The organism is Streptomyces sp. S.PB5 (genome assembly GCF_030403745.1).
In the GTDB taxonomy this organism is placed as follows: Bacteria; Actinomycetota; Actinomycetes; order Streptomycetales; family Streptomycetaceae; genus Streptomyces.
In genome coordinates this window covers 98754-124764 of sequence record NZ_JAQMWP010000004.1, presented here as the reverse complement: position 1 = coordinate 124764, position 26011 = coordinate 98754, and the positions used below count along the sequence as shown (strand labels likewise).

Below are 26011 nucleotides of genomic sequence, written 5' to 3'. Positions count from 1 at the left end.
GTCCCGCGAACCAGGGCGCATACATCGCATGCCTTCGGGTAGCCGCGCCGCCATGGCTCCACCAAGGGAACATGGCGAACACACATCCGGAACCACACGCCGATCGCTGCTCGCGGGGGTGGCGGCGCTCGGTGCGCTGGGGGCCGCCGGCTGCTCGCGGGTGGCCACGGCTTCGACCGAGGACGGCGGTGATCTGCTCGAACGCCTCAGGGCGGCGGGTGTCGTACGGCTGGGAATCGCCGGCGAGATCCCCTTCGGGTACATCGACAAGGACGGCGAGCTGACCGGTGAGGCTCCGGAGCTGGCCAAGGCGATCTTCAAGCGGCTCGGGGTCGACCGGGTACAGCCCGTGCCGACCGAGTTCGGGTCCCTCATACCGGGGCTGAACTCGCAGCAGTTCGATGTCGTCGCCGCCGGGATGTATGTCAACCCCGAGCGCTGTGAGCAGGTCATCTTCGCCGACCCCGACTACCAGATGCTCGATTCGTTCATCGTGCGGAAGGGCAATCCCAAGGGGCTGCACGACTACAAGGACGTCGTCGAGAAGAAGGCCAAGTTCGCGACCGGGACCGGGTACGCGGAGATCCAGTACGCCGTGGACGCGGGGTACGCGGAGAGCGACATCCTGATCGTGCCGGACCAGGTCGCGGGGCTGAACGCCGTGGAGGCGGGGCGGGCCGACGTGTTCGCCGGTACGGCGCTCACCACCCGCGAAGTCGTCAAGAAGTCAGCCAAGGCCGAGGCCACCAAGGCCTTCGCGCCCCTGGTGGACGGCAAGCCGCATGTCGACGGCGGCGCGTTCGCGTTCCGGCCGACCGAGACCGGGCTGCGGGACGCCTTCAACGTGGAGCTGCGGAAGCTGAAGAAGAGCGGGGAGCTGTTCCGGATCCTGAGGCCCTTCGGGTTCACGGAGGCGGAGATGACCGACCTCACCGCGAAGGACCTCTGCGGCGAAGGGGCGGGCGGATGACCGGCGGACTGTGGGAACTCGTACTCAAGGGCGTCTGGGTCACCGTCCAGCTGCTGGTGTGCAGTGCGCTGCTGGCGGCCGCCGTGTCGTTCGTCGTCGGTGTCGCGCGCACCCACCGGCTGTGGATCGTCCGGTTCCTCGCCGGCTTCTACACCGAGGTGTTCCGCGGGACCTCGGCGCTCATCATGATCTTCTGGGTGTACTTCGTGCTGCCGCTCTCCTTCGGCTGGCAGCTGGTGCCGCTGTGGGCGGGCACGCTGGCGCTGGGGCTGACGTACGGCGCGTACGGCTCGGAGATCGTGCGCGGGGCGCTGAACTCGGTCGACCCGGCGCAGCAGGAGGGCGGGATCGCGCTCAGCTTCACGCCCTGGCAGCGGCTGAGGCTGATCCTGCTGCCGCAGGCGGTGCCGGAGATGATCCCGTCGTTCTCCAACCTGCTCATCGAACTGCTGAAGGGCACCGCGCTGGTGTCGATCATCGGCATGGGCGACCTGGCGTTCAGCGGGAACCTGGTGCGGCTCGCCCTGCAGGAGAGCCAGGAGATCTACACGTATCTGCTGGTCATCTACTTCGTGATCGCCTTCGCCCTCACCCGCGTGATGCGCGGCCTGGAGAAGAAGCTGAAGGCGGGGGTCGGGAAGGCCCCGGCGAGCACGGTCTCCGCACATGAACTCAAGCGCGCCGAGACGACCGGTGTCGGCGCCTCCTCCTCGGGTGGTGGTCTCGGATGAAGTGGGACTGGGGCGCGGTCGGCGACTTCATGCCGCAGTTCTGGGACGGGCTGCTCGTCACCCTGCAGGCGCTGGCGCTGGGCTCGGTGATCTCGTTCGCGCTCGGCCTGGTGTGGGCGCTGCTGATGCGGGCGCCGACCATGGGGGTCCCCCCGGGCGAGCGAAGCCGAGCCTGGGGGAGGGTGACCTGGCCGGTGGGCGCGGTCACCGAGTTCGTACGGAACACCCCGCTGCTGGTGCAGCTGTTCTTCCTCTTCTACGTGCTGCCCGAGTGGGGTCTGACCTTCTCCGCGCTGACCACCGGTGTCTTCGCGATCGGCCTGCACTACTCGACGTACACGATGCAGGTCTACCGGGCCGGTATCGAGGCGGTGCCGGTCGGCCAGTGGGAGGCCGCGACGGCGCTGAACCTGCCGGTGGCGCGGACGTGGCGGGTGGTGATCCTGCCGCAGGCGATCCGACGGGTCGTGCCCGCGCTCGGCAACTACGTCATCGCCATGCTCAAGGACACGCCGCTGCTGATGGCGATCACCGTCCTCGACATGCTCGGCCAGGCGCGGCTCTTCTCCCAGGAGCACTTCCAGTTCACCGAGCCCCTGACCGTGATCGGCGTGGCCTTCATCCTCATCTCCTATCTGGCCTCCCTCCTCATGCGAGCCCTGGAGCGACGTCTTGTCCACTGACATCCAGCAGACCCCTGACATGAACCCCGCCGACAAGCGGGGCAACGGCGAGCTGATCCGTCTGGAGCAGGTCACCAAGCGGTTCGGGGACAACACCGTCCTCGACCACCTCGACTTCTCCGTGTCGGCCGGCAAGCACGTCACCCTCATCGGGCCGTCCGGGTCGGGCAAGACCACGATCCTGCGGCTGCTGATGACGCTGACCAAGCCCGACGAGGGGATCATCACCGTCGACGGGCAGCGGCTGTTCCCGGCGCCGGAGAAGCAGGTCCGCGAGGTCCGCAAGCAGATCGGGATGGTGTTCCAGCAGTTCAACCTGTTCCCGAACATGTCGGCCCTCAGGAACATCACCGAGGCCCCGGTCACCGTGCTCGGCCTGTCCAAGGACGAGGCGGAGGCCCGCGCCCGTGAGCTCCTCGACCTCGTGGGCCTCGCCGACAAGTGCGACGCCCGGCCCTCGCAGCTCTCCGGCGGCCAGCAGCAGCGGGTGGCGATCGCACGGGCGCTGGCGATGCGCCCGAAGGTCCTGCTGCTGGACGAGGTGACCTCCGCGCTCGACCCCGAGCTGGTCGCGGGCGTCCTCGACGTGCTGCGGGACATCGCCCGCACCACCGACATCACGATGCTCTGTGTGACCCACGAGATGAATTTCGCCCGGGACATCTCGGACCAGGTCCTGATGTTCGACTCCGGCCGGATCATCGAGGCCGGGCCGCCGGAGAAGATCTTCAGTGAGCCGGAGAAAGACCGGACGCGGGAATTTCTCAGCGCGGTGCTGTGACGGCGGGGTCGCCTACAAGAAGTGAATCCGCCGATGTACGAGGTCTGGTGACCGGGTCCTGACTCTGGCATATGCCAGCAGGTCAGCACCCCAGCTGAGAGGTATGGAATCTCGTCAACAGGCCCTCACTTCACGCCTCTTGCCCGTTATCGTGGAGAGGATTCGCTGTCCGGATTACGGCCCAGTTGTAGAGCGACTTAAGCGAGCGCAGGGGGAACACCGTGGCGCTGAAGCACGAGCCGACCGCGCCGTACCACTCGGCCCAGGACGCCCTGCGCGTCCTGGAGACCGTGGCACGGCACACCACCGGAGTCACCGACGCGACCCTCGCCAAGCAGACCGGCATCGAACCGGAGCGACTGACCACGCTCCTGAGGATGCTGCGCCGCGAGGGATACGTCGAGCAGGTCACCGACGGCGCGTACGTCACCGGCGACGCGCTGTCCCGACTCGGCTCCGCCCATGACCGTGAGCAGGCACTGCGCGAGACACTCCAGCGCACCCTCGACCGGCTGCGCGACTCGGTCGGCGCGGCGGTGTATCTCAGCCGGTACGTCGACGGAGAGATCAAGATCGCCCAGTACGCCGACGGCCCGACCATGCCGGTGGTCAACGAGTGGGTCGATTTCCGCTACTCCGCCCACGCCACCGCGATCGGCAAGAGCCTGCTGGGTCAGCTCGACCACAACGGCCGGCGCGACCATCTCTCCCGGCACAAGATGGCCCGCCTCACCTCCCGGACCATCACCAACGACAAGCTCCTGCTCTCCCGTCTGGAGTCCCAGCCGCCGACGGTTCCCCACCTCGACCTCCAGGAGTACGCGGTGGGCACGGTCTGCGCGGCGGTCCCGGTCACGGCCGGGTCCTCCGTGGGCTGCCTCGCCCTCTCCCTCCCGGTCGAACACGCCCACCGCCTCCGCCAGGCCGCGGACGCCCTGAACCGGAACGCGGCACCGGTACTGCTGAGCCTCGCGATCTAGCCCGCCGCCCCGTCGCCCGAGGGCCACCCATCGGTGGTCAAAAGCACCCCTGGAGACCAGGTAGTATTTTCTTCGTCGCCAGCCGCGAAGCAGGAAAGCGCAGCTGGCGAGGGTTATGCGCCGCTAGCTCAGTTGGTTAGAGCAGCTGACTCTTAATCAGCGGGTCCGGGGTTCGAGTCCCTGGCGGCGCACTCCGGAAGGGCCTCTCGTGGGAGCGAGGGGCCCTTCGGCGTTGTCGGCGCCACGCGGACCGGCTGGGCGCCCGACGCCCGCGTATCGCCCCGCACCCACACCGGATCGTCGCACTCCAGGCCCTGTTTCCTCAGCAGTGCCCGGTTGATCTTGTTGGTTGCCGTGACCGGCATGTGCTTCACGACCCGTACGAACCGGGGTGCCATCTTGGTCCCGAGGTCGGGCTGTGCGGCCAGGAAGTCATCGAACTCCGCCGGGTCGAATCGGCCCGCGATCGTGGCCATCACCTGGTCCCCGGTCACGGGGTCGGGGACCGCGTACACGGCGACGGCCTCGGCCCCCTCGTAGCGCGCGAGGATGTTCTCGATCATCGCCGCGGCCAGGTTCTCGCTGTCGACCCGGATCCGGTCGTCGGTGCGACCGGCGAAGTAGAGGTAGCCGTCCCGGTCCCGGTAGAAGAGGTCCCCGGTCCAGTACCAGCCGTCCCGCCGCCGCTCGGCCTCCGCCGCCGGATTGCGCCAGTACCCCTCGAACGGGTTCGGCGCCTTGTTCACCAGCTCCCCGATCGCCGCGTCCCCGTTCAGCAGCCGTCCGGCCGGGTCGAAGACGGCCGGCGGACACTCCTCACGCGTCTCCTGGTCCACCACGGCAAGCCCCGGCCCCGCCCGCCCCACCGCCCCGGCCGGAGTCCCCGGCGACCACTGCACGGCCGCCCCGCCCTCGGAGGACCCGTACCCCTCCACCAGCCGTACCCCGAACCGCCGCTCGAAGGCGGCCGCGTCCACCGCACCGGCCTCCGTGCCGAAGCCCGTGCGCAGCGGGTTGTCCCGGTCGTCGGGCCGCGGCTCCGTGGCGAGCAGGTACTGCACGGCGCGCCCCACATACGTGAAGTACGTCGCCCCGTACCGCCGCACGTCCCCCAGGAACCCCGACGCCGAGAACCGCCGCCGCAGCGCCACCCCCGCCCCGGCCACCAGCGCGGGCGCCCAGTCGGCGATCACCGCGTTGCCGTGGAACATCGGCATGCAGATGTAGTGGACGTCGTCGGGGCGGACGCCGAACTGGCCGGCCAGCGAACGTCCGGCGGCGGCCAGCCGGCCCTGCGTGCAGATCGCGGCCTTGGGGGCGCCGGTCGAGCCCGAGGTGAAGTAGAGGAGGAGACGGTCGCGCGGGGTGGCCCCGGCGGGGTCCGGCCGCGCCTGCACATAGGGCGCCAGCAGGGCGTCGTACTCCTCGGTGCCGGTCACCAGCAGCCGGATACCGGGGAGTTCGAGATCTCGCAGGAGGCCGAGATGGGCCGGCTCGGTGATCAGGATCCGGCATTCGGTGTGCAGGATGTCGCGGGCCAGTTCAGGGCCGCGGCGGGTGGGGTTGATGCCGGCGACGGCCTTGCGGGCGAGAGCGGCGGCGCTCAACCACAGGGGGTACTCAGGGGTGTTGTCGAGGAGGACGCCGATGTGCGCGCCCGGCGGAAGCACATCGGTCAGCAGGGCCGCCCGGGTCGCGGCGGCCGCCGCGACCTGGTGGTGGGTGAGCACCTGCTCCTCGAACCACAGCCCCGGCCGGTGGTCGCCCCACCGGGAGGCGACGAGCTCCGCGACCGTGCGCCCTTTGGACTCCATGGCGGCGCACGGTAGTTGGTGGAGCGTCAGATGTGGAGCCCCAGGGACCCTCAGGGACTCTCAGGGAGTCTCACGGATTCTCAAGCGGTCGGGAACGTCACGGCATGAGGGTCTCTCCGTCGACGACGACCACTTCGCCGGTGTTACCGGAGTCGTCGCCGAAGCCGAACTCGTCGGACATCTGGCTGTACGTGACCATGAAGCCGATGCAGAACACCACGGCCACCCCGAGGAACGCCAGGACGAAGACGGTGGACGCCGCCAGCTTGCCGTGGCTCGGCGACTTGGCCGTCGCGACGACACTGGCGCCCTCGGCGTAGTGGATGGTGACGAAGTCGCCCTCGACGACCGTCCTCGGGCCGTCTTCCTCCTCGAAGCGGACCGTGCGGCCGTCGCGGGCGGTGAACTCGTAGACGTGGTGCAGCGTGGTCCGCACCGAGGTGTCGTGGCCGCCGCCGTGCGTGGTCGTGAACACCCGCAGACAGCGCCCCTCCGCCGTCAGCCCGCTGTTCCAGGCGGTGCGCAGCTGCAGCGAGCGGTGCACCACGCGGTAGCCGATGAAGGCGACCACCACCAGGATGAGGCTGGGTGCGGCGTAGAAGATCAGGTCCATGGCGCTTCCCCCGAGGTCAGGTACTGGTCAGGTACCGGTCAGTACTGCTGTGGGGGGAACCTACCCCCGGGGGAAGCGCGCCTGTCTCAAGTAACGCTCAGAGATCCGCGGGTGGGTCAGAAGGTCACGTCCGAGCAGGCGTAGAACGCGTTGCCCGTGTCCGCGATCGTCCACACCGCGAGGATCACGTGCCGGCCGCTCAGCCCCGACGGCAGGGTGCCGCTGTGGGAGAGGGTGGCCGGGGGCTGGGCGTTGTTGTAGGGGACCGTCAGGAACGGGGTCAGGTTGAGGTCGGAGCGGGCGAGGTTGTGGTTCTGGTTCCACCCCGGCTTCGTGACGTAGTACTTGAAGTCGGTGGTGGCGTGGCGGGCGGTGAACTGCCAGCGGAAGGTGTAGCTCTGCCCGCCGGTCACCCTGGTGGCGGGCCAGGTGCCGCCCGAGGGGGTCCGCGGCGAGCTGAGCTGGCTGAACCTGCTCAGGCCGCCGCTGCATATCGTGCCGTCGGCCGGACCGGAGCCCGGGAAGCCCTTCGGTCCCTCGACGCTCTGCGGCTCCCACTGGATGTCGCCGCAGCCCGTCACGGTGCCGTTCTGACAGAGCTTCTGCCGGCTGATGGGCAGGTCGGTGTAGCCGTGGCCGCTGGCGCCGCCGGAGGAGAGCACGAGGGCTCCGGCCGTGCTGAGGCCCAGCACGGCGGCGTACCACTTGGTCTTTTTGCGCATGCTGCCGCTCCCTGGAGAACGTGGGGGAAGTTCAGTGAGGCGTGCAGGTCTAGACCAAGTCCCAGATTATTGCCGTTACTTGAGCATGTCCAGACCAATCACTGGTCCGGTCACCGGTCCCGTCACTGGTCCCATCACCGGTCCGTCACTGACCCGTCTCCCCGCGCCCCGCGCAGAACGCCACCGTCAAGTCCTTCACCAGCGCCTTGCGTTCGTAGTCGTCCAGCTCCACCAGCCCCCGCATGGTCAGCCGGGTCACCGTGTCCTCCACCGAGTCCACGACCGACGTCAGCACGCTCGCCCGGTGCTGGGCGTCCAGCGCGGCGATCCGCCGGCGGTGCATCGCGGCGGCGACCTCGGGGGCGTACTCCACCCGGACCGGCTGCACGGAGAACACCTCAAGACCGACCGGCCCCGCGTCCGCCGCGACCAGCCGGGTCAGCGCTTCAGCCGCCGAGTCCACCGACGCCCTCGCCGACCCCGGCAGCTCCACCGGCACCCGCACCAGCGCCGCCTCCACGCACTCGCGCAGATACGTCTCGTGGTCCTCCACCCCCAGCGTGGCCCGCGCGGTGTCCCGCACCCGCCACACCACGAGTACGACGACCCGCAGCGCGACCCCGCCTGCGTCGGCGGCCGGCATCGGCTCGCTGCGCCAGTGCCGCAGCCGGACATCGACCCGGCGGCGCAGCAGCAGCGGGTTGACCCACATCAGGCCGGTACGCCGGACCGTGCCCCGGTAGCGTCCGAAGAGGCCCAGCACCCAGGCCCTGCCGGTCCGCCCGCGCGCCAGCCCGCCGAAGCCGAACAGGCTCAGCGCCCCGGCCCCGGCGTACGCCGCCCACTGCACGGGACCGAGCCCGGCACCCGCGTACTCCGGCAGCCGCAGCGCCTCCACCGCGAGCGGCGACAACACGCCCGCCCACCACGAGGTCGCCACGCAGCCGGCCATCCCGCAGGCACCGGCCAGCACCCCCGCCGAACCGGGCAGCACCCGCGCGGGCCGCTCCACCAGCGCCGGATCGACCTGCGGCGCGGGCCGCGGGCCGGCCGGGACCGGGCGGCGGAAGCGGGGCTGCTCGCCGGTGCCCTGGCGGCGGCCGACGACGGCGGGGCTCAGCGGCACGGCGCCCGTCTCGGGGTCGTCGCGGAAGAGCAGATGGACGGGGATCTCGGTGGTCGCCTCGTTCTGGATCAGCCGGGCGGGCCGGGTCGGCGCCGCCGTGGTCTCGGTCGGCCCCTCGGGCTCTTCCGTGGACGGTGTGGTCGTGCTCATGCGTGCCTCCAGCCTCCGCGCCAGAAACTTCATGACAGTGAGTGGGTCGTGAGCGAGCAGGTCCTGTGAGCCGGGCTCGCGGTTACGTGAACAGGCGCCGCCAGGTCTCCGGCCCCGGATAACCGTCCGCCGCGCCGCCCCGCCAGCCCTGGGAGCGCTGGAAGGCCTCGACGGCACGCCGGTCCGCCGCGCCCCAGCGGGGACCGGGGCCGGTCTCGTAGTACTTGCCGAACCCCTTCTTCACCAGCTGCTTTCCGAGCAGGGTGACGTAGGTGTTGGTCGCCCCCGGGCGGAACATCGCCCGCCCCGGGTAGCCGGGAACCCCGCGGGAGGACGACTCCGAGGGCGCCGGGGGTCCGGCCGCACGGGTCCGGATGTCCTTGCCCTCGCCCGTCACCAGCAGCACCCAGGTCTGCCGCCCCGGCAGCCCGTCCGCGTCCCGGCCCCGCCAGCCCTGCGCCTGCTGGAAGGCCCGGGTGGCCCGGCGGTCGGTGTCCGTCCAGCGCGGTCCGGGGCCGGAGGTGTAGAGGCGTCCGGCGCCGCGCTCGATGAGCATGCGGCCCAGCTGGGTGACGTACTTGTTGTTGGCGCCGGGACCGAAGTAGGCGGCGCCGGGATACGGGATGGCGAGCGGCTCGGCCGGCTTGTCGCCGCCCGCGCCCGCCGTGCCCGCCATCAGCCCCTTGTAGCGGTAGGCGGTGTAGCGGGCCGAGTTGCTCCAGTACGCGTACGGGGTGGCCTGCTTGCGGGCGCCCGGGCGGGCCTCCTCGTAGGCGATGTAGTAGGTGTGCGTGTAGTCCGTCCAGCCGCCGAAGATGACGACGTGCGAGCCCTGCTGGGGGTCGGCCGGGTTGTGGAACAGCAGAATGTCGCCGGGCCGGAGATCGTCCTTGGGAATCTTCACGCCGTACTGGTCGAGGCTGCCCGTCCATTCGTTCCCGGGCAGGTTCCAGGCCATCGAGACGAAGCCCGAGCAGTCCTGACGGTAACCGTCGGACCAGTACTCCGTCATGCTGTACGGCACCTGCGCGGCGACCCATTTCTTGGCCCGCTTGATGATCTCGGCCCGGGTGGTGGCCGGCGTCTTGACCGTCGCCGACTCGCCGCCGGGGCCGTGCAGCGGGACCTTGCCGCCCTGGGGGGTGTCGGGCTCGTCACCTGCGGGAACGCCGGCGTGGTGGTCGGGGGCGTGGGGGGCGGCGAAGGCGGGGGCGGTGTGGCCGACGAGGGCGGTGGAGGCGGCTGCGGCGAGAACGACCGCCCGGTGCGCCGCCGGGTGCCGGCCGGTACGGGAGTGCGGCAGGACGCCCCGCCAGTGGACACATCCGGGGCAGTCGCAGTCGCTCGCGGGATCGATTTCCTCGAATACCGGTTCCTTGAATCCCGAGGCATTGGATCCCGAGGCGTTGAATCCTGGAGCCTCCATGCGATTCCCCTCACACTCCAGCTTGAAATGTCCGCGACTGTACACATTCGCCAGTTTCTCAACTGTCTTCCGGACGCGCATGTTGACGGTCCGAATGATGTACGACACCCCCTTCCGCCCCTGGTGAGGTGGTCCGGAGCACCCCTGGAGGTCGGGTAGAGTTCTCCAGGTCAGCAGGCGCCGCTAGCTCAGTTGGTTAGAGCAGCTGACTCTTAATCAGCGGGTCCGGGGTTCGAGTCCCTGGCGGCGCACAGACAACGATGGCCCTCCGTGGAAGCGGGGGGCCTTCGCTTTTCGAACGAGCGGGCTTCGGCGGCTCGGGGTGTTCCCCGGCACGACAGAGGCGGCCGGGGGTCCGGGGGTTGCCCCCGGGAGATGCAGCATCAGCGGGTCCGGGGTTCGAGTCCCTGGCGGCGCACAGACAACGAAGGCCCTCCGCGAGAACGGGGGGCCTTCGTCGTGTCATGCACCTCGTGCAAACGGGGGGCTTCCTCGTTGTTTGGCCGGATACCCTCTCGCCATGGCGGCGCGTGACCTCCAGGAGCGGATCAAGAGGCTCATCCTCGACCAGCGGCCGGCGTCCGGGGCGCCGCTGCCGACCGAGCCCGAGCCGATGGAGTATCTGGGGGCGAGCCGGAACTCGGTGCGGGAGGCGTTGAAGGCGCTTCAGGCGATGGGGATCGTGGAGATCCGGCACGGGTTCGGGACGTATGTCGGGCCGATGTCGATGGCGCCGATGGTCGAAGGGCTCGCTTTCCGTATCGTCGCCGGGCACTTCCGGGGCGAGGACTCGCTGCTCCAGCTGCTGGAGCTGAGGGAGGCCGTCGAGACGGGGCTCGTGTCGCGGCTCGCGGGGCGGCCGCCCGAGGCCGATCTCGTTGAACTGGACGGGCTCGTGGCCCGTATGGAACAGCAGGCCGCGCACGGAGGCGACGGTCTGGCCGACACCGACCGAGCGTTTCACGCCACCCTGTACCGGGGGCTGGACAACGTGTTGCTGAGCGAGGTGCTGGAGGCGTTCTGGGACGCCTTCCATCGGGTTCGCACCGATCTCGGGGGCGTGCCGCAGGATCCGCGCATCACCTGTAGGCAGCACCGGGAGATCTTGGACACGGTAAGGTCCGGGGATGCGATACGGGCAGAGGGGGCTATAAGGGAGCACTTCGGCAACATCCGTGCCCGATTGTCCACAGCCTCCCCACAAGGCCCCCACAGGGGCCACAATGAACGCGTATGACCGGTAAACACCGCGTTTCGCATCTTGCGATCATGCTGGACACCGTAGAAACCTGGTTTTCAAGATGCTGCGGATACGCGGCAGTTGGGGGGCACGGAGCCGGTTGCCGGTGCGGACGGGGAGAGGGGCCCCGTTCATAGGGCGATGCCGAGGGGGGCATCATGCAACCGGAAGGTCGCAGTTCCATGTCTATGACGTGGAGGATGTGGTGACTGCGGCCCACCACTGATACGTCTGTGAAGGTCGAGGGGGACCAGAGCAGACGTAAGGAACCGACAAAGCACGCGATGGCTCGCGTGTGGGGGGATGACTCATGACGTCGACGCCGACGGGCGCCCGGCAGAATTTCGACCCGTCTCAGACCACCCAGCTCAGGGTGCCGTCACAGACTCGGACGGGCACTTTCCGCCGGATCAAGAAGACGCTGCCGAAGTACGACTACGAGCACTACAGCCGGCTGGCCGGCCCCCTCACCCAGCCCGATCCGACGAAGCCGTACAAGGTGCAGTACCGCTCGTTGATCTCGCAGGAGACGCACCGCATAAGGGTCGCCCTGATGCTGGCCGCCGCGCCGGTGCTCTCCCTGGTCCTGCTGTTCTGGCTGCTGCAGCCCGAGCACTGGACCGAGCGCGACTACCCGGCCTTCGACTGGCTGCCCGCGCTCGACATCGTGATGCTCGTCTCGATCGGCCTGATCGAGTTCTTCCGCTGCATGAACGTGCTGTCCAACGCGCACGCCACCCTGGTCGCCCGCGACCCCGTCCCGGTGGTGCCCGAGACCGGCACGAGAGTGGCCTTCCTGACCTCCTTCGTGCCCGGGAAGGAGCCGTTGGAGATGGTCACGAAGACCCTGGAGGCGGCGGTCAAGCTGCGCCACCGGGGCCTTCTGCATGTATGGCTGCTCGACGAGGGCGACGACCCCGAGGTCAAGGAGGTCTGCGCCCGGCTCGGCGTGCACCACTTCTCCCGCAAGGGCATCGCGAAGTGGAACCAGGCCAAGGGCCCGCACCGCGCCAAGACCAAGCACGGCAACTACAACGCCTGGCTCGACGCGCACGGCGACGACTACGACTACTTCGCCTCCGTCGACACCGACCATGTGCCGCTGCCCAACTACCTGGAGCGGATGCTCGGTTTCTTCCGCGACCCGAACGTCGGCTTCGTCATCGGCCCGCAGGTCTACGGCAACTACGACAACTTCGTCACCAAGGCCGCCGAGTCCCAGCAGTTCCTCTTCCACGCGCTCATCCAGCGCGCGGGCAACTACTACGGCGCCCCGATGTTCGTGGGTACGTCGAACGCCGTACGGATCAAGGCGCTCAAGCAGATCGGCGGCCTGTACGACTCGATCACCGAGGACATGGCCACCGGCTTCGAGATCCACCGCCACAAGAACCCGGCGACCGGCAAGAAGTGGCGCTCGGTGTACACCCCGGACGTGCTCGCGGTCGGTGAAGGGCCCAGCGCCTGGACCGACTTCTTCACCCAGCAGATGCGCTGGTCGCGAGGGACGTACGAGACGATCCTCAAGCAGTACTGGAAGGGCTGGTACTCGCTGCCTCCGGGCAAGCTCTTCAACTACACGATGATGATCATCTTCTACCCGATGTCCGCCCTCAACTGGATCCTCGCGGCGCTGAGTTGCGCGCTGTTCCTGGGCCTGGGCGCCTCGGGTGTGAACATCGACCCGACCGTGTGGCTGATGCTCTACGGCAACGCCTCCGCCCTCCAGATCGGCCTCTACGTCTGGAACCGCCGGCACAACGTCTCCCCGCACGAGCCGGAGGGCTCCGGCGGCGTCGCCGGCATGGTGATGTCCGCGCTCTCCGCGCCGCTCTACGCCAAGGCGCTGATCGACTCCGCCCTGCGCCGCAAGAGCAAGTTCGTGGTCACCCCCAAGGGCGACTCGGCCAGCCCCGACCGCTGGTTCGGCACCTTCCGCTACCACTGGTACTTCATCACGATCTTCGGCGCCTCGATCGCCGCCGGCTTCGTCTACGGCCACTCGCACCCTGCGATGATCATCTGGGCGACCTTCGCCATGCTGATCACCGCACTGCCGATCTTCGTCTGGCGGCACATGCTGCGCCAGGAGAAGAAGAAGCCCGCGGGTGAGGCGCAGCAGCAGGACCCGGTGGTCCCGGCCCAGACGCCGTACCAGCCGCAGCCGGCCGCGCCGCACAGCCCTGCCCAGAAACCGAGTTGGGCGGCCTCTCAGACCAGCGGCGGGGGCACCGACCAGACCATGCAAATCGCCCTGGGTGGACTTGGGGGACGTAAGGAATGAACGACCAGGCTGGACGCCGCCGTGCCCGTCGGCTCGCGATAGGCACGGTGGTGGTACTCGCGCTGGCCGGGATGAACGGTCCGTGGCTCTACCGCTTCGGCACCGAGAAATACCACCAGTACCAGATCAACAAGCCGGAGTACAAAGCCGAGAACGGCAAGTGGGAAGTCGTCGATTTCCCCGAGGAGTTCAGACAGAACACGATCCACGCGGCGCTGCTGCGCACCGGCAAGGTGCTGCTCGTCGCGGGGTCGGGCAACAACCAGGACAACTTCGACGCGAAGAAGTTCGACACCCGTATCTGGGACCCGGTCAAGGGCACCATCAAGAAGGTGCCCACGCCCAGCGACCTGTTCTGCACGGGCCACACCCAGCTGGCCAACGGCAATCTGCTGATCGCGGGCGGCACCAAGCGGTACGAGAAGCTCAAGGGCGATGTCACCAAGGCCGGCGGCCTGATGATCGTCCACAACGAGAACCCGGACAAGCCGATCACCCTGCCGGCGGGCACCAAGTTCACCGGCAAGGAGAACGGCCAGACCTTCGTGTCGAAGGACCCGGTCGTCGTGGAGCGGGCCACCAAGAAGTTCGACAAGAAGACCGGCAAGTTCCTGGGCAACGACCCGGGGCTCGGCCGTATCTACGTCGAGGCGCAGAAGTCCGGCGACAAGTACGAGACCGGCACCCAGGACAACTACCGCATCCAGGGACTGTCCGGCGCCGACGCGCGCAACACGTACGGCATCGCGCAGAAGCTCGCCCTCGACAAGAAGGACTTCCAAGGCATCAGGGACGCCTACGAGTTCGACCCGGTCGCCGAGAAGTACATCAAGGTCGACCCGATGAACGAGGCCCGCTGGTACCCGACGCTCACCACCCTGAGCGACGGAAAGATCCTCAGCGTCTCCGGGCTCGACGACATCGGCCAGCTGGTGCCGGGCAAGAACGAGATCTTCGACCCGAAGACCAAGACCTGGACGTACACCGAGAAGATCCGCCAGTTCCCGACCTACCCCGCGCTGTTCCTGATGCAGAACGGCAAGATCTTCTACTCGGGGTCCAACGCGGGCTACGGGCCGGACAACGTCGGCCGTGACCCCGGTGTCTGGGACGTCGACACCAACAAGTTCAGCAAGCTGCCCGGCATGAGCGATCCGAAGCTGCTGGAGACCTCCGGCACGGTGCTGCTCCCGCCGGCGCAGGACGAGAAGTACATGGTGGTCGGCGGCGGCGGGGTCGGCGAGTCCAAGAACTCCAGCAACAAGACCCGGATCATCGATCTGAAGGCGGACGAGCCGTCGTTCGCCGACGGGCCGACGCTGGAGAAGGGCACCCGGTACCCGAACATCTCGATCCTGCCCGACGACTCCGTCCTGGTGTCGGGCGGTTCGGAGGACTACCGCGGGCGCAGCGACTCCAACATCCTCCAGGCGCGGCTCTACCACCCGGAGACCAACACCTTCGAGCAGGTGGCGGATCCGCTGGTGGGCCGCAACTACCACTCCGGGTCCATCCTGCTGCCCGACGGCCGGGTGATGTTCTTCGGCTCCGACTCGCTCTACAGCGACAAGGCCAACACCAAGCCGGGCAAGTTCGAGCAGCGCATCGAGATCTACACCCCGCCGTATCTCTACCGGGACTCCCGGCCGTCGCTGTCCGGCGGTCCGCAGACCATCGAGCGCGGCGAGTCCGGGACGTTCACCTCGCAGCACGCCTCGACGGTCAAGAAGGTCCGGCTGATCCGGCCGAGCGCGGCGACGCATGTCACGGACGTGGACCAGCGGTCGATCGAGCTGGACTACAAGGTGTCCGGGGACAAGATCACGGTGACGGTGCCGAAGAACAGGAACCTGGTGCAGTCCGGGTGGTACATGCTGTTCGTGGGCGACGACCAGGGGACGCCGAGCGAGGCGCAGTGGGTCAGGGTTCCCTAGGCGGCCGGTAGTGCACGATTGAGGGCGTCCTCCGTCACGGAGGACGCCCTCAGGTCATTTACTGGCCTTGGCGAGGTTGAGCGCGTACTCCGCCCACCATTCGCCCGCCTTCGGCCCGCCCTTGCACTCGCCGTCCGACTCCCCCGGGCGCTTGACCCACACATACGCGTCGACCAGCGGGTCGGCCGTCTTCGTCGTCGGGGTCTCCCCCAGCGCGCGGCCCGGCGGGTTGCACCAGCGTTCGTCGGCCTTGCCGGCGGTGTAGGGGCCGTTGCCGTTGCGGCTGGTGTCGATCACGAAGGGCTTGTTGCCGACCTTCGCCGAGAGCTGCTTGCCGTAGGCGATGGAGTCCGGCGTGGAGTAGAAGTTGGAGACATTGACCGAGAAGCCGTCGGCCTTGTCGATGCCCGCCCACTGCAGCGGTTCGAAGATCTGGTCCGGATGGCCCCAGCCGGCGTTGCCCGCGTCCAGGTAGACCTTGGTGTTCTTCAGGGACTTGAGCTTCTCGACGGCCCCGGTGAGCAGGTCGTAGCGCTCCTCGTGGAACTCGCCCTGGGTGCAGCCGTCGACCAGGTGCAGTACGGCGTCCGGCTCCAGGATGACCGTCGCCGGGCGGTCCCCGATGCCCGCGGCCACCCCGTCGATCCAGCTCCGGTAGGCGTTGCCGTCGGCAGCGCCGCCCTGGGAGTACTGCCCGCAGTCGCGGTGCGGGATGTTGTAGAGGACCAGCAGGGCCGTACGGCCCGCCTTGTCGGCGGCCTCGGTGAAGCCGCGCGCCTCCGCCTCCGGGTTCTCGGTGCCGATCCACTGCCCGGTGGGCTGCTCGGCGATCTTGCGGATCTGTTCGGCGTCCGCGTCCTTGCCGGCCTTCTCGTACTCCGCGACCTGCTGGGCCGCGGTCCCGTCCGGATTGACCCAGAACGGGTCGGTCTCCTTGGGCTGTTGAGAGATCCTGGCGCCGGCCGAATCCTCCGGCTCGTCCTTGTCCCCGGAGGAAGAGCATCCCGCGATCAGCAGTGCCGCCCCCAGCACCATCGCGGACGTCCTCATCCCGGCCCCCCTCGTGCCGTACATCCCACTCCCCCTCGGGTGCAGCGATCCAAGTCTCAATCCTGACATACGTGTCGTGGGGCACACGAGATCGCCCGGGCCTTGTCGGAGAGCTGTTACAGCCCTCACGGTCTGGGTAGGCGCGCGTCTGGACGGGGCGGGCGGAGGGGGAAGGAAGTGCGCGGTCATGGACCACACCACCCGGGAGGTGCGGCTGGCGGCGGCGCTCGTTGAGGCGGCGGACACCCTGACCGACGGGTTCGACACCGCCGGGTACTTACGCCGGGTCTCCGACAACTGCGTGGCCCTGCTGGGCGCACGGGCCGCCGGGATCATGCTGATCGACGGCGGCCGGGCGGTCTCGCTCACCGCGAGCAGCCTCGGGGCGGACGTGGCCCTCGACCTGCTGGAGGCCCAGACCGGCGGCGGGCCCTGTCTGGACAGCTACGGCACCGGCAGGCCCGTGCCGCCCGTCTCGATCCGGGTCGCCCACGCGGACTCCCGCTGGCCCGACTTCACCGAACGGGCCCTGCGCCATGACATCGTCTCGACGTTCGCGGTCCCGCTGCGCCGCCGCGAGACGCTGCTGGGCGCGCTCAACGTGTTCGTCCCCACCCTGCCGCCCCTCAACGAGTCCGAGCTGCTGCTCGCCCAGGCTCTCGCCGACGCGGCCGCCGTCGGTCTGCAGAACCACCGCGCCTACGCCCAATACCGCACACTCTCCGCGCAGTTGCAGGAAGCGCTGTCCAGCCGGGTCCGCATCGAACAGGCCAAGGGCATGCTCGCCGAGCGCTGGGACACCACCGCCGACCAGGCGTTCGTCGCCCTGCGGCAGTTCGCGCGACGGCATCAGCTGCCGCTGGACCGGGTGGCGCGCGCGGTCATCGAACGCGTGCTGGACGACGCGCGGCTGCGGCCGGAAGGCGACTGAACGGCCGGTGGACCTTCGTGGAACAGGGCACCACCTGGGTGGATGACACAGAGCCACCAGCTTTCGACTTGGCGTCAAACAGCCTCTAGGCCCAGGAGCGCATCCGTTCTACAGTCTTCCTCAGAAGGCCCCAGCCCCCGGCCTGTCAGGTTCTACCAGGGCTGCCCAAACCTCCCGCGCAGGACGCCGGGTTACTCCCGCAGCCCGTGCGCGCGCGGTTGAGGACCAGCCCGGTCGACGGCTTCGGGGGGAGCGGGCCGTCGACCGGGCCAGGTGGGCGACCGCCCCTAGAGGCCGGTGCCGGTGAGATACGCGGACACGATCACATTCGCGGTGTAGCTGCGGCTGGCCCGGTCAAAGGTCCCGCCGCACGTGATGAGCCGCAGCTCGGCCCGTCCGCGCTCACGAGGCCCGTACGCCTGCCGGGCGTCGAAGTGCTCCCGGGTGACGACCTCGACGTCGTCGACGGTGAACTCCGCGACCCTGCCGTCGTCACGGATCACCCTGACCGTCTCGCCCGGTTTCACCATGCTGAGCTTGTAGAACACCGCGGGGCGGGTCTCGGTGTCGACATGGCCCACCATCAGCGCCGTCCCGGCGGCCCCGGGGCGCACCCCGGCGGCGTACCAGCCGACGACGCCCGCCTGGTCGTACGGCGGCGCATCGACGGCCCCTTCCCGGTCCAGGCCGCGGGCCACCACGGGGGCCTGCACGCCGAGTCCGGGGATGTCGATGCGCTGGGGCAGGGCGGGGGTCAACGGCTTGGTGGCGGGCGGGAGTTCGACCTCGGGCGGGCGGCCCACCGCCGCCACGTCGCCGGTGGTCGGTGCGGATATCCCGTGGCGTACGTCCGTCACTTCCCGGCCCCAGAGCCACAGGCCCAGCAGCAGTACCACCCAGGCCACCCCGGTGAGGAGCCGGCCTCTGCCCGGTGTGCGCACGTCAGCCGGTCCCGGTCCCGGTCCCGCGGTTCCTGCGTGCCCTGCGGAACAGGACGGCGGCGGCCGCCACCCCCGCCAGCACCAGGCCGGTCACCGCCTGACCCGTGCCGGGGCCGGCGGCGCGGGCGTCCACGGCGGCGAGATGCGGTGCCGTACCTCCGCCGCCCGCGTGGACGGGTGCGACGGGGGAGGTGTGCGGGGACGGGTTCGTGGCTGAGCCTGCGTCCCCGCCCACGACGGTGAGGGCGGCCTTGCGGGAGGTGTCGCCGCAGGTGATCTGGACGTCGTAGGAGCCCGCCCTGAGCTCGGTGCGGACCCGGGTCTCGCCGACGAGGGTGTCCTCGGCGCCGGTGAGGCGTGCGTCGGCGACGAACGCGGCGGAGACCGCGGTGGCGGTTCTGGTCGCGCAGCCGCTCACCCTCAGGGCGATGTCGGTGCCCGGGGCGGGGGACGACGGGGTGACCGCCACGCCGCCGCTGTCGGCCGCGTGTGCCGCCGGGGCGAGGCAGGCGGTGACGGCGAGCAGTCCTGTGCAGAGCGTGAGGCGTAGTGAACCCATCGTGAACCTCCAGATATGTGGAGGGTCTCCCGGGGGCGGCGGCCCCGCATCTTCTGGGGGCCGACGCTGCTCCGTACGGGTCGGGACCGTGGTCGCCGGCGGGTGCTCGGAGGGGCGGGTTGCGCCCCGGTCTCATCGAGATCGCGTGGAAGCGATCGGAGCAACCCGCCGCATACCATGGCCGTCCGGCAGATCGATCGTGTAGGAGTCCGCACCCATGACAGAGCACAAGCCCATCGAGTCGTGGCTGACCGACATGGACGGTGTCCTCATGCACGAGGGCGTTCCGATCCCCGGCGCGGATGCCTTCATCAAGAAGCTGCGCGACTCCGGCAAGCCCTTCCTCGTCCTCACGAACAACTCGATCTACACGGCTCGTGATCTGCATGCGCGCCTGAACCGCATAGGCCTCGAGGTCCCGGTCGAGAACATCTGGACCTCGGCTCTGGCCACCGCGAAGTTCGTCGACAGCCAGCGGCCGAACGGAACGGCCTATGTGATCGGCGAGGCCGGTCTCACGACCGCCCTGCACGAAGCGGGCTACATCCTCACCGACTCCGACCCTGATTTCGTGATTTTGGGCGAAACGCGCACTTATTCCTTCGAGGCCCTCACCAAGGCGATCCGGCTCATCAACAGCGGTGCGCGTTTCATCGCCACCAACCCGGACAACACCGGCCCCTCGCACGAAGGCGTCCTGCCCGCGACCGGCTCGGTGGCGGCGCTGATCACCAAGGCCACCGGCAAGGAACCGTACTTCGTCGGAAAGCCGAACCCGCTGATGATGCGCACCGGACTCAATGCCATCGGTGCGCACTCCGAGTCCAGCGCCATGATCGGCGACCGTATGGACACCGACGTACTGGCCGGCCTGGAAGCGGGGATGACCACCTTCCTCGTGCTGACGGGGCTCACGACCGAGGCGGACATGGACCGGTTCCCGTTCCGCCCGACCAAGGTGGTCAACTCGATCGCGGACCTCGTCGACCTCGTCTGACCCGGCCCGTCGCAGCGGACCTGCACAGAGCGGACGCTCCCGTGAGCAGGAGCGCGGCTGCCGCGGCGGCCAGCGTGCCGACGGGTGCGGTGAGGCCGGTGCGGGCGAGTTCCCCGGCTCCGTCGGCGTACCGGAGTCCGTCCTCGGCGACACCCGGCGCCTTGGGACCGGCGTCGACCGCGAACCGGTAGTCGTTGGACTGGCCCACCCAGTCCCCGTCGTCGTCATGACGCTGTACGACGGCGGCGTTGGCGGTGACCTCGTTCGCGACGGTGTCCGAGGTGAGGGCGAGGCGGATCCGCACGGTGCGGGTCTGGCGGGGGCCGACGGTCAGGCCGCTCGGAAACGCGCCGACGAGCTCGTCCTCGTCGGTGACCTCGAAGCGGACGGGGCGGGCGCGCGGGCCGTCGTAGAACTCGAGCTGGGGCTGGCCCGGTTCGAGGGCTCGCTCGCGGTCGACGAGCACGACGACCGGGTGGATGTCCTCGCAGGTCCGGTCCGTGGTGTTGGTCAGGTCGAGATACCAGGTGCCGTATCCGCCGCCGGCTTCGTAGGTGTCGGGGCCGCCGTGGATGCGGGTGGTGAGGGGGAAGGAGCGGGCGTCGGGGCCGGCACAGGCATGGGTGGGAGCGGGGGCCGCGTGGGCCGGCGCCGGGGGGAGGAGGAGGGCGGCTGCCGCGGCGAGGGTGACAGGAGCGGGCGTGAACAGTCGCATGAACACATGACCATGGCGGGTCGGGGCGCGATATCGGCGGCGCCATTCCGGGCGTACCCCCACCTGGCCCCGATCGGAGCACTCGCCGGTCAGGCCTCGGTCAGCCGCCGATCCGCCGCCGGTCAGCCGCCGATCAGCCGTCGCTCCGCCCGAACAGCGGCGCGAGCAGCAGCTGGGCGGCGCCCTCCGCAACCCCCCGGGCCCCGCCGGGAGCGACCCGCACGGGCACGGCACCCTCGCCCCGCGCCCGTTCGTCCAGCACCGCCCGGACCCCGCGCACGAAGATCTCCGGCATCGCGGCGACCGTACGGCCGCCCAGCAGCACGACGTCGATGTCGAGCAGCCCTACGAGATTGGCGGCCCCGGCGCCCAGGACCCGGGCCGCCTCCGTCACGTCTCCGCGCGCCACGGCCGCGAGACACAGCGCCTCGATGCAGCCCCGGTTCCCGCAACCGCACAGCGGCCCGTCCAGCTGGATCACCTGATGCCCGAACTCGCCCGCTCCGGTGCGGGCGCCCCGGTGGACGGTTCCACCGATGACCAGACCGGCGCCGAGGCCCGTACCGAGGTGCAGATACGCGAAGGAGCCGCCCTCGTCGCCCACGGCCAGGCGCAGGGCCGCCGCGTTGGTGTCCTTGTCCACCACGACCGGTACGGCCAGTCGTCGGGCCAGGGCGTCCCGGAGGGGGAAGCCGTCCCACTCCGGGAAGCCGGTGACGCGGTGCAGTACGCCGCGGTGGTGGTCGAGGGGGCCGGGCAGCGCGATTCCCAGGCCCAGGACGGAGCGTGGCCGCAGCTCCGCGAGCAGCGTCCCGGCGAGTACGGCCACCCCCTTCACCACGGCCTGCGCGCCCGAGCCGAGGTCCATCGGGACGCGGCGCTCCCCCACCACCGTCCCGTCCAGGTCCACCAGGACCGCCCGCAGCTCGTCCCGGTCCAGATGCACTCCCAGTGCGTGCCCCGCCTCCGGCACCAGGCGCAGTACCGTGCGCGGCTTGCCGCCCGTCGATGCCCGGCGGCCCGCCTCCGCCGCCAGGCCCTCCTCCCGGAGACGGGCGGTGATCTTGCTGACGGCCTGGGGGGTGAGGCCGGTGCGGTCGGCGAGTTCGAGGCGGCTGATGCCCTCCGGGCCCGCGGTGCGCAGCAGGTCCAGCACCAGGGCGGTGTTGTGGCTGCGCAGGGCCAGCAGGTTGGCGCCGCCGGGGGCGCTCCGCAGGGCGCTCGTCATCCCTGTGCCCGTCTCGCCGTTCGTCCTGTTCACGTGGTCCATTGTCGCCCGCGCTTGCACTTTGGCAACAGCGTTGCGAAAGTGGAGGGCATGACTGGTACGGCTGTTACCCCTCTCCGCGTGGGCCTCATCGGCTACGGCCTCGCGGGCTCCGTCTTCCACGCCCCGCTGATCGCCGCCACCGAGGGCCTCGTCCTCGACACGGTGGTCACCTCGAACCCCGAGCGCCAGGAGCAGGCCCGCGCCGAGTTCCCGGACGTGCGCGTCGCCGCCACGCCCGAGGAACTGTTCGAGCAGCGGGCCGGTGAGCTGGACCTCGTCGTCATCGCCTCGCCCAACAAGACGCATGTCGCGCTCGCGACCGCGGCTCTGAAGGCCGGCCTGGCCGTTGTGGTCGACAAGCCCGTCGCCGGTACCGCCGCCGAGGCCCGGGAGCTGGCCGCGCTCGCCGAGGAGCGGGGGCTGCTCCTCTCCGTCTTCCAGAACCGGCGCTGGGACAGCGACTTCCTGACGCTGCGGAAGCTTCTCGCCGAGGGCGAGCTGGGCGACGTATGGCGCTTCGAGTCGCGTTTCGAGCGGTGGCGGCCGCAGCCCAAGGGCGGATGGCGGGAGTCCGGGGATCCGGCAGAGATCGGAGGTCTGCTGTACGACCTCGGGAGCCATCTCGTGGATCAGGCGCTCGTCCTCTTCGGACCCGTGACGGCTGTCTACGCCGAGTCGGACATCCGGCGGCCGGGGGCTTCCGTCGACGACGACACGTTCATCGCGCTCACGCATGCGAGCGGGGTGCGGACCCAGCTGTACGCCACCGCCACCACCGCCCAACTCGGGCCCCGTTTCCGGGTGCTGGGCTCGCAGGCCGGCTATGTGAAGTACGGGCTCGACCCGCAGGAGCCGGCACTGAAGGACGGTGAGCGGCCGGCCGCCGGCAAGGAGTGGGGGCTTGAGCCCGAGTCCATGTGGGGTCGGATCGGGGCCGGTGAGTCGCCGCTCACGGGTGGCGGGCGGCCCGTTCCGACCCTTCCGGGCGACTACCCCGCTTACTATGCGGCCGTGGCGAAAGCCCTGCTCGACGGCGGTCCCAACCCGGTGACCGCACTGGAGGCGGCCGCCGCCCTCGACGTACTGGAGGCGGCCCGCCGTTCGGCCCGCGAGGGAGTGGTGGTGACGCTGTGACGCCGGACGCCCGTGAAGCTGTGGCGCCGGACGCCCGGCAATCCCCAGTTCCGGATCATCATCTGGCCCCGAGAGAACGTGTGGTGGTGACGCTGTGACGCACAGTGGTGAGTTGACTCCGAAGTTCCACCCGGAACTGACCCCGCCGATCGAGGAGTTGGAGGCTCAGGAACGCCGCCTGGTCTTCCGCCAGTTCACGCACGAGGACGCGTGGAACCTGGGGTCCCTGCTGGTGGACATGGCCCGTGAGCGCCAGGCGCCCGTCGCCATCGACATCCACCGCTCCGGCCAGCAGCTCTTCCATGCGGCCCTGCCGGGCTCCGCCCCGGACAACGACGCCTGGATCAACCGCAAGCGCCGGGTCGTCGAGCGCTACGGCTCCGCCTCGTATCTGGTCGGCGCCCGTTTCCGCGCCAAGGGCACGACCTTCGAGGAGTCCTCCCGCCTCGACCCCGACGAGTACGCGGCCCACGGCGGCTCCTTCCCGATCACGGTGGAGGGCGTGGGGGTGGTGGGCTCGGTGACGGTGAGCGGGCTGCCGCAGCTGCAGGACCACAAGTTCGTGGTGGAGGCGCTGGAAGAGTTCCTGACCAAGCAGACCAGGTAGCACTGCACCTACCTAGGGGCGCGGGGCTGTATCGATGTGCGGCTACCACCGCGTGAGCGCGACCAGCCACGCACGGCCCGCGGCCGGTCGCGCTCACGCACAAGCCGCAGTTCCCCGGCTCTCCCAGCGGAGCGGCTACGCGTCCTTGAACTCCTGCCGCTGACGGCCGAGTCCCTCGATCTCCAGCTCCACCACATCCCCCGCCCGCAGGTACGGCTTCGGCTCGGGCCGCCCCATGGCCACCCCCGCCGGTGTCCCCGTGTTGATCACGTCACCGGGGTAGAGGGTCATGAACTGGCTGACGTACCGCACCACTTCCGCCACCGGGAAGATCTGCTCGGCCGTGGTCCCGTCCTGCTTCAGCTCGCCGTTGACCCAGAGCCTGAGGGACAGGTTCTGGGGATCCGGCACCTCGTCCGCCGTGACGAGCCAGGGCCCCAGCGGGTTGAACGTCTCGCAGTTCTTGCCCTTGTCCCAGGTCCCGCCCCGCTCGATCTGGAACTCCCGCTCGGACACGTCGTGCGCCACCGCGTACCCGGCGACATGCGCGAGCGCCTCCTCGTGGGACTCCAGGTAGCGGGCCGTACGTCCGATGACGACCGCCAGCTCGACCTCCCAGTCGGTCTTCACCGACCTGCGCGGGACGAGCACGGTGTCGTCCGGGCCCACGACCGTGTCCGCGGCCTTGAAGAAGACGACGGGCTCGGCGGGCGGCTCGGCGCCGGTCTCGCGGGCGTGGTCGTGGTAGTTCAGGCCGATGCACACGATCTTGCCGATGCGGGCGAGCGGCGGTCCGACACGCAGGCCGGTGGCGTCCAGCGCGGGCAGTTCGCCGCTCTCCGCGGCCGTGCGGATCCGCCCGAGCGCAAAGTCGTCGGCGAGCAGCGCTCCGTCGATGTCCGGGACGAGACCGCTCAGGTCCCGCAGCGTCCCTTCGGCGTCGAGCAGTGCGGGCGTCTCCGCTCCCGCCGTACCGACTCGCAACAGCTTCATGATCACAATCTCCCTCGATCGCGCGGCGCCATCCCATGGGTGCAGCCATCGGATGACTGGTCGATCGTCCAAGCTCGGCGTCCAGTCCGCAATACCCGGTTCACGGACTGGACCGGTGCCCTCCGGGAGACGGCGACGGCTCAGCGGTACAGGACCGCCCGCTCCACCGCGCTCCACGTCGTACTGGTCACGACGTACAGCGCGGCCGCCAGCGGTACCACCGCCACGGTGAAGAGGGTGAAGAAGGACATGAACGGCATGGCCTTGGTCATCGCCCCCATCCCGGGCACGGGCTGCCCGTCGGCCACGGGTACCGCCGGGTTCGCGGCCATCATCCGCTTCGTACGGCGGAAGTTGAAGGCGGCGACCGTCGCGACGAGCGCGAACAGGGCGACGTAGACCAGTCCCGCGCCGCCGAGGAGGCCGCCGTGGGCGAGCGCGTCCGCCCAGTGGTCGCCGAGGGGGGCGGCGAAGAGCTCGTGGGTCAGCAGTTCGTTCGCGCGGCCGCCGATCGTGGTGTTGGAGAACAGGTGGTAGAGGAGGAAGAAGGCGGGCAGCTGGAACAGGCTGGGCAGGCAGCCGGACAGCGGTGACACCTTCTCCTCGGCATGCAGTTCCAGTACGGCCTTCTGCAGCTTCTCGGGGTTCTTCGCGTGCTTCTTCCGCAGTTCGGCGATCTTCGGCTGGAGTGCCGTGCGGGCCTTCTGGCCGCGCGCCGCCGCCCGGGACAGGGGGTGCACGAGGAGTCGTACGAACGCGGTGAACAGGACGATCGCGCCGGCCGCGGCGGAAGCGCCGAGCAGCGGGTGGAGGAGGTCGGCGAGCTGCTCGACCAGGTTGGCGAAAACGGACATGGGTGAGCCCTCCGGGGGTCTCGTCGGTGCCGGGGTGCCGGGAGTCCGGATACGTCGATCCACGTCGATCCGGGACGGGTGTGGCGGCATGACGACCCGCGCGGGGGCAGGGTGAGTGAGCCGGATGCCCTACGCGGTGGCCGTCAAGAGGGCGTGTCCGGGGGCGCGGGGCCTGGTGCGGCCCCTGGCGTCGGGATCGCGCTGCGGCAGGAAGGCCGTACGGCGGGCGCGGTCGCGGATGGCCGTACGGACCCGGGTGGGCGGTACGGCGGGGGCGCAGCGCGCGACGAGGAGCGAGCAGGCGGCGAAGGCGGAGCCGGCCGCGGCGGTCGCCGCGAGGGCGACGGCGGCGGAGAGGCTGCCGGTGTCGAGGACGGCGATCTGGAGGAACAGCAGGAGGAGGGGCACGACGGTGCGCGGGCCGCGGATCATCGGCCACCCCTCCCCTCGCTCACCGGACGGCATCTGTGAGGACGGCATCCGTGATTCGTGTGATTCGTACTGCT

General features: G+C 69.8%; 25 protein-coding genes and 2 tRNA genes. 14 read left to right on the top strand and 13 right to left on the bottom strand.

Annotated elements, in window-relative coordinates; genetic code table 11:
• The first annotated feature begins 52 nt into the window (after positions 1–52).
• From ehuB to PH203_RS12090, 6 genes are all read left to right on the top strand, one after another.
• On the top strand, positions 53–970 hold the full coding sequence (gene ehuB, locus PH203_RS12115; RefSeq protein WP_289919702.1) for an ectoine/hydroxyectoine ABC transporter substrate-binding protein EhuB: 918 nt from the start codon (positions 53–55) through the stop codon (positions 968–970).
• A complete protein-coding gene (ehuC, locus tag PH203_RS12110; RefSeq protein ID WP_289919701.1) occupies positions 967–1701 on the top strand; it encodes an ectoine/hydroxyectoine ABC transporter permease subunit EhuC in 735 nt (244 codons plus the stop codon). The genes ehuB and ehuC overlap by 4 nt, the downstream gene beginning before the upstream one ends.
• The gene (ehuD, locus tag PH203_RS12105) at positions 1698–2384 is read left to right on the top strand and encodes an ectoine/hydroxyectoine ABC transporter permease subunit EhuD (protein ID WP_289919700.1); all 687 of its coding nucleotides are present in this window, start codon (positions 1698–1700) and stop codon (positions 2382–2384) included. Before ehuC ends, ehuD begins: the two co-directional genes overlap by 4 nt.
• A gap of 19 nt (positions 2385–2403) precedes the next feature.
• Positions 2404–3165, top strand: a complete 762-nt coding sequence (gene ehuA, locus PH203_RS12100) for an ectoine/hydroxyectoine ABC transporter ATP-binding protein EhuA (protein ID WP_289920207.1) — start codon at positions 2404–2406, stop codon at positions 3163–3165.
• A gap of 221 nt (positions 3166–3386) precedes the next feature.
• Complete coding sequence (locus PH203_RS12095; protein ID WP_289919698.1) at positions 3387–4145, top strand: IclR family transcriptional regulator C-terminal domain-containing protein; 759 nt, start codon at positions 3387–3389, stop codon at positions 4143–4145.
• 117 nt (positions 4146–4262) lie between these two features.
• A tRNA-Lys gene (locus PH203_RS12090) sits at positions 4263–4336 on the top strand.
• On the opposite strand, the gene PH203_RS12085 is transcribed toward PH203_RS12090, so the two are convergent.
• The 5 genes from PH203_RS12085 to PH203_RS12065 form a co-directional block, all read right to left on the bottom strand.
• Positions 4298–5959 (bottom strand): long-chain-fatty-acid--CoA ligase, encoded by a 1662-nt coding sequence (locus PH203_RS12085; RefSeq protein WP_289920206.1) that lies wholly within the window; start codon positions 5957–5959, stop codon positions 4298–4300. The genes PH203_RS12090 and PH203_RS12085 overlap by 39 nt on opposite strands.
• Before the next feature lie 97 nt (positions 5960–6056).
• Entirely contained in the window at positions 6057–6572 is a 516-nt protein-coding gene (locus PH203_RS12080) for a hypothetical protein (protein WP_289919695.1), read from the bottom strand.
• A gap of 116 nt (positions 6573–6688) precedes the next feature.
• Positions 6689–7294, bottom strand: a complete 606-nt coding sequence (locus PH203_RS12075) for a lytic polysaccharide monooxygenase (protein ID WP_289919694.1) — start codon at positions 7292–7294, stop codon at positions 6689–6691.
• 145 nt (positions 7295–7439) lie between these two features.
• Positions 7440–8570, bottom strand: a complete 1131-nt coding sequence (locus PH203_RS12070) for an SPFH domain-containing protein (RefSeq protein ID WP_289919693.1) — start codon at positions 8568–8570, stop codon at positions 7440–7442.
• Between the two features lie 82 nt (positions 8571–8652).
• Positions 8653–9996 (bottom strand): peptidoglycan-binding protein, encoded by a 1344-nt coding sequence (locus tag PH203_RS12065; RefSeq protein WP_289919692.1) that lies wholly within the window; start codon positions 9994–9996, stop codon positions 8653–8655.
• A 177-nt stretch (positions 9997–10173) separates the two neighbouring features.
• Here PH203_RS12065 and PH203_RS12060 point away from each other — a divergent pair.
• The 4 genes from PH203_RS12060 to PH203_RS12045 all read left to right on the top strand — a co-directional run bounded on the left by PH203_RS12060 (position 10174) and on the right by PH203_RS12045 (position 15454).
• Positions 10174–10247, top strand: a tRNA-Lys gene (locus PH203_RS12060).
• Between the two features lie 269 nt (positions 10248–10516).
• Positions 10517–11233, top strand: coding sequence for a FadR/GntR family transcriptional regulator (locus PH203_RS12055; protein ID WP_289919691.1), 717 nt, complete (start codon positions 10517–10519; stop codon positions 11231–11233).
• A 313-nt stretch (positions 11234–11546) separates the two neighbouring features.
• Complete coding sequence (locus PH203_RS12050) at positions 11547–13520, top strand: glycosyltransferase family 2 protein (RefSeq protein ID WP_289919688.1); 1974 nt, start codon at positions 11547–11549, stop codon at positions 13518–13520.
• On the top strand, positions 13517–15454 hold the full coding sequence (locus PH203_RS12045) for a galactose oxidase-like domain-containing protein (RefSeq protein WP_289919686.1): 1938 nt from the start codon (positions 13517–13519) through the stop codon (positions 15452–15454). The genes PH203_RS12050 and PH203_RS12045 overlap by 4 nt, the downstream gene beginning before the upstream one ends.
• Positions 15455–15508: 54 nt before the next feature.
• Here the strand turns inward: PH203_RS12045 and PH203_RS12040 are convergent, their stop codons facing one another.
• Positions 15509–16528 (bottom strand): glycoside hydrolase family 6 protein, encoded by a 1020-nt coding sequence (locus tag PH203_RS12040; protein WP_289919684.1) that lies wholly within the window; start codon positions 16526–16528, stop codon positions 15509–15511.
• Positions 16529–16691: 163 nt separating this feature from the next.
• Here PH203_RS12040 and PH203_RS12035 point away from each other — a divergent pair, with 163 nt between their 5' ends.
• A complete protein-coding gene (locus PH203_RS12035) occupies positions 16692–17435 on the top strand; it encodes a GAF and ANTAR domain-containing protein (RefSeq protein WP_289919682.1) in 744 nt (247 codons plus the stop codon).
• 287 nt (positions 17436–17722) lie between these two features.
• On the opposite strand, the gene PH203_RS12030 is transcribed toward PH203_RS12035, so the two are convergent.
• Together PH203_RS12030 and PH203_RS12025 are read right to left on the bottom strand one after the other, a co-directional pair.
• Positions 17723–18376 carry a class F sortase gene (locus PH203_RS12030; RefSeq protein ID WP_289919681.1) on the bottom strand — a complete coding sequence of 218 codons (654 nt, stop codon included), beginning with the start codon at positions 18374–18376 and terminating at the stop codon, positions 17723–17725.
• 1 nt (position 18377) lies between these two features.
• Positions 18378–18935 (bottom strand): hypothetical protein, encoded by a 558-nt coding sequence (locus PH203_RS12025; RefSeq protein WP_289919680.1) that lies wholly within the window; start codon positions 18933–18935, stop codon positions 18378–18380.
• Between the two features lie 217 nt (positions 18936–19152).
• Between PH203_RS12025 and PH203_RS12020 the strand changes: the two genes are divergently transcribed.
• Positions 19153–19932: an HAD-IIA family hydrolase gene (locus PH203_RS12020; protein ID WP_289919678.1), complete on the top strand. Its 780-nt coding sequence runs from the start codon at positions 19153–19155 to the stop codon at positions 19930–19932.
• Here the strand turns inward: PH203_RS12020 and PH203_RS12015 are convergent.
• Together PH203_RS12015 and PH203_RS12010 are read right to left on the bottom strand one after the other, a co-directional pair.
• Positions 19898–20647, bottom strand: coding sequence for a hypothetical protein (locus tag PH203_RS12015; RefSeq protein ID WP_289919676.1), 750 nt, complete (start codon positions 20645–20647; stop codon positions 19898–19900). The two genes, PH203_RS12020 and PH203_RS12015, sit on opposite strands and share 35 nt — an antisense overlap.
• A 133-nt stretch (positions 20648–20780) precedes the next feature.
• Entirely contained in the window at positions 20781–21875 is a 1095-nt protein-coding gene (locus PH203_RS12010; RefSeq protein ID WP_289920205.1) for an ROK family transcriptional regulator, read from the bottom strand.
• Between the two features lie 90 nt (positions 21876–21965).
• Between PH203_RS12010 and PH203_RS12005 the strand changes: the two genes are divergently transcribed.
• Positions 21966–23051: a Gfo/Idh/MocA family oxidoreductase gene (locus tag PH203_RS12005; protein WP_289919674.1), complete on the top strand. Its 1086-nt coding sequence runs from the start codon at positions 21966–21968 to the stop codon at positions 23049–23051.
• A 94-nt stretch (positions 23052–23145) separates the two neighbouring features.
• Complete coding sequence (locus PH203_RS12000) at positions 23146–23658, top strand: heme-degrading domain-containing protein (RefSeq protein WP_289919672.1); 513 nt, start codon at positions 23146–23148, stop codon at positions 23656–23658.
• Positions 23659–23793: 135 nt separating this feature from the next.
• Here the strand turns inward: PH203_RS12000 and PH203_RS11995 are convergent, their stop codons facing one another.
• From PH203_RS11995 to PH203_RS11985, 3 genes are all read right to left on the bottom strand, one after another.
• A complete protein-coding gene (locus tag PH203_RS11995; RefSeq protein ID WP_289919670.1) occupies positions 23794–24651 on the bottom strand; it encodes a fumarylacetoacetate hydrolase family protein in 858 nt (285 codons plus the stop codon).
• A gap of 140 nt (positions 24652–24791) precedes the next feature.
• The gene (locus PH203_RS11990; protein ID WP_289919668.1) at positions 24792–25505 is read right to left on the bottom strand and encodes a YidC/Oxa1 family membrane protein insertase; all 714 of its coding nucleotides are present in this window, start codon (positions 25503–25505) and stop codon (positions 24792–24794) included.
• Positions 25506–25634: 129 nt separating this feature from the next.
• The gene (locus PH203_RS11985) at positions 25635–25937 is read right to left on the bottom strand and encodes a DUF6412 domain-containing protein (RefSeq protein ID WP_289919665.1); all 303 of its coding nucleotides are present in this window, start codon (positions 25935–25937) and stop codon (positions 25635–25637) included.
• Between the last annotated feature and the right edge of the window lie 74 nt (positions 25938–26011).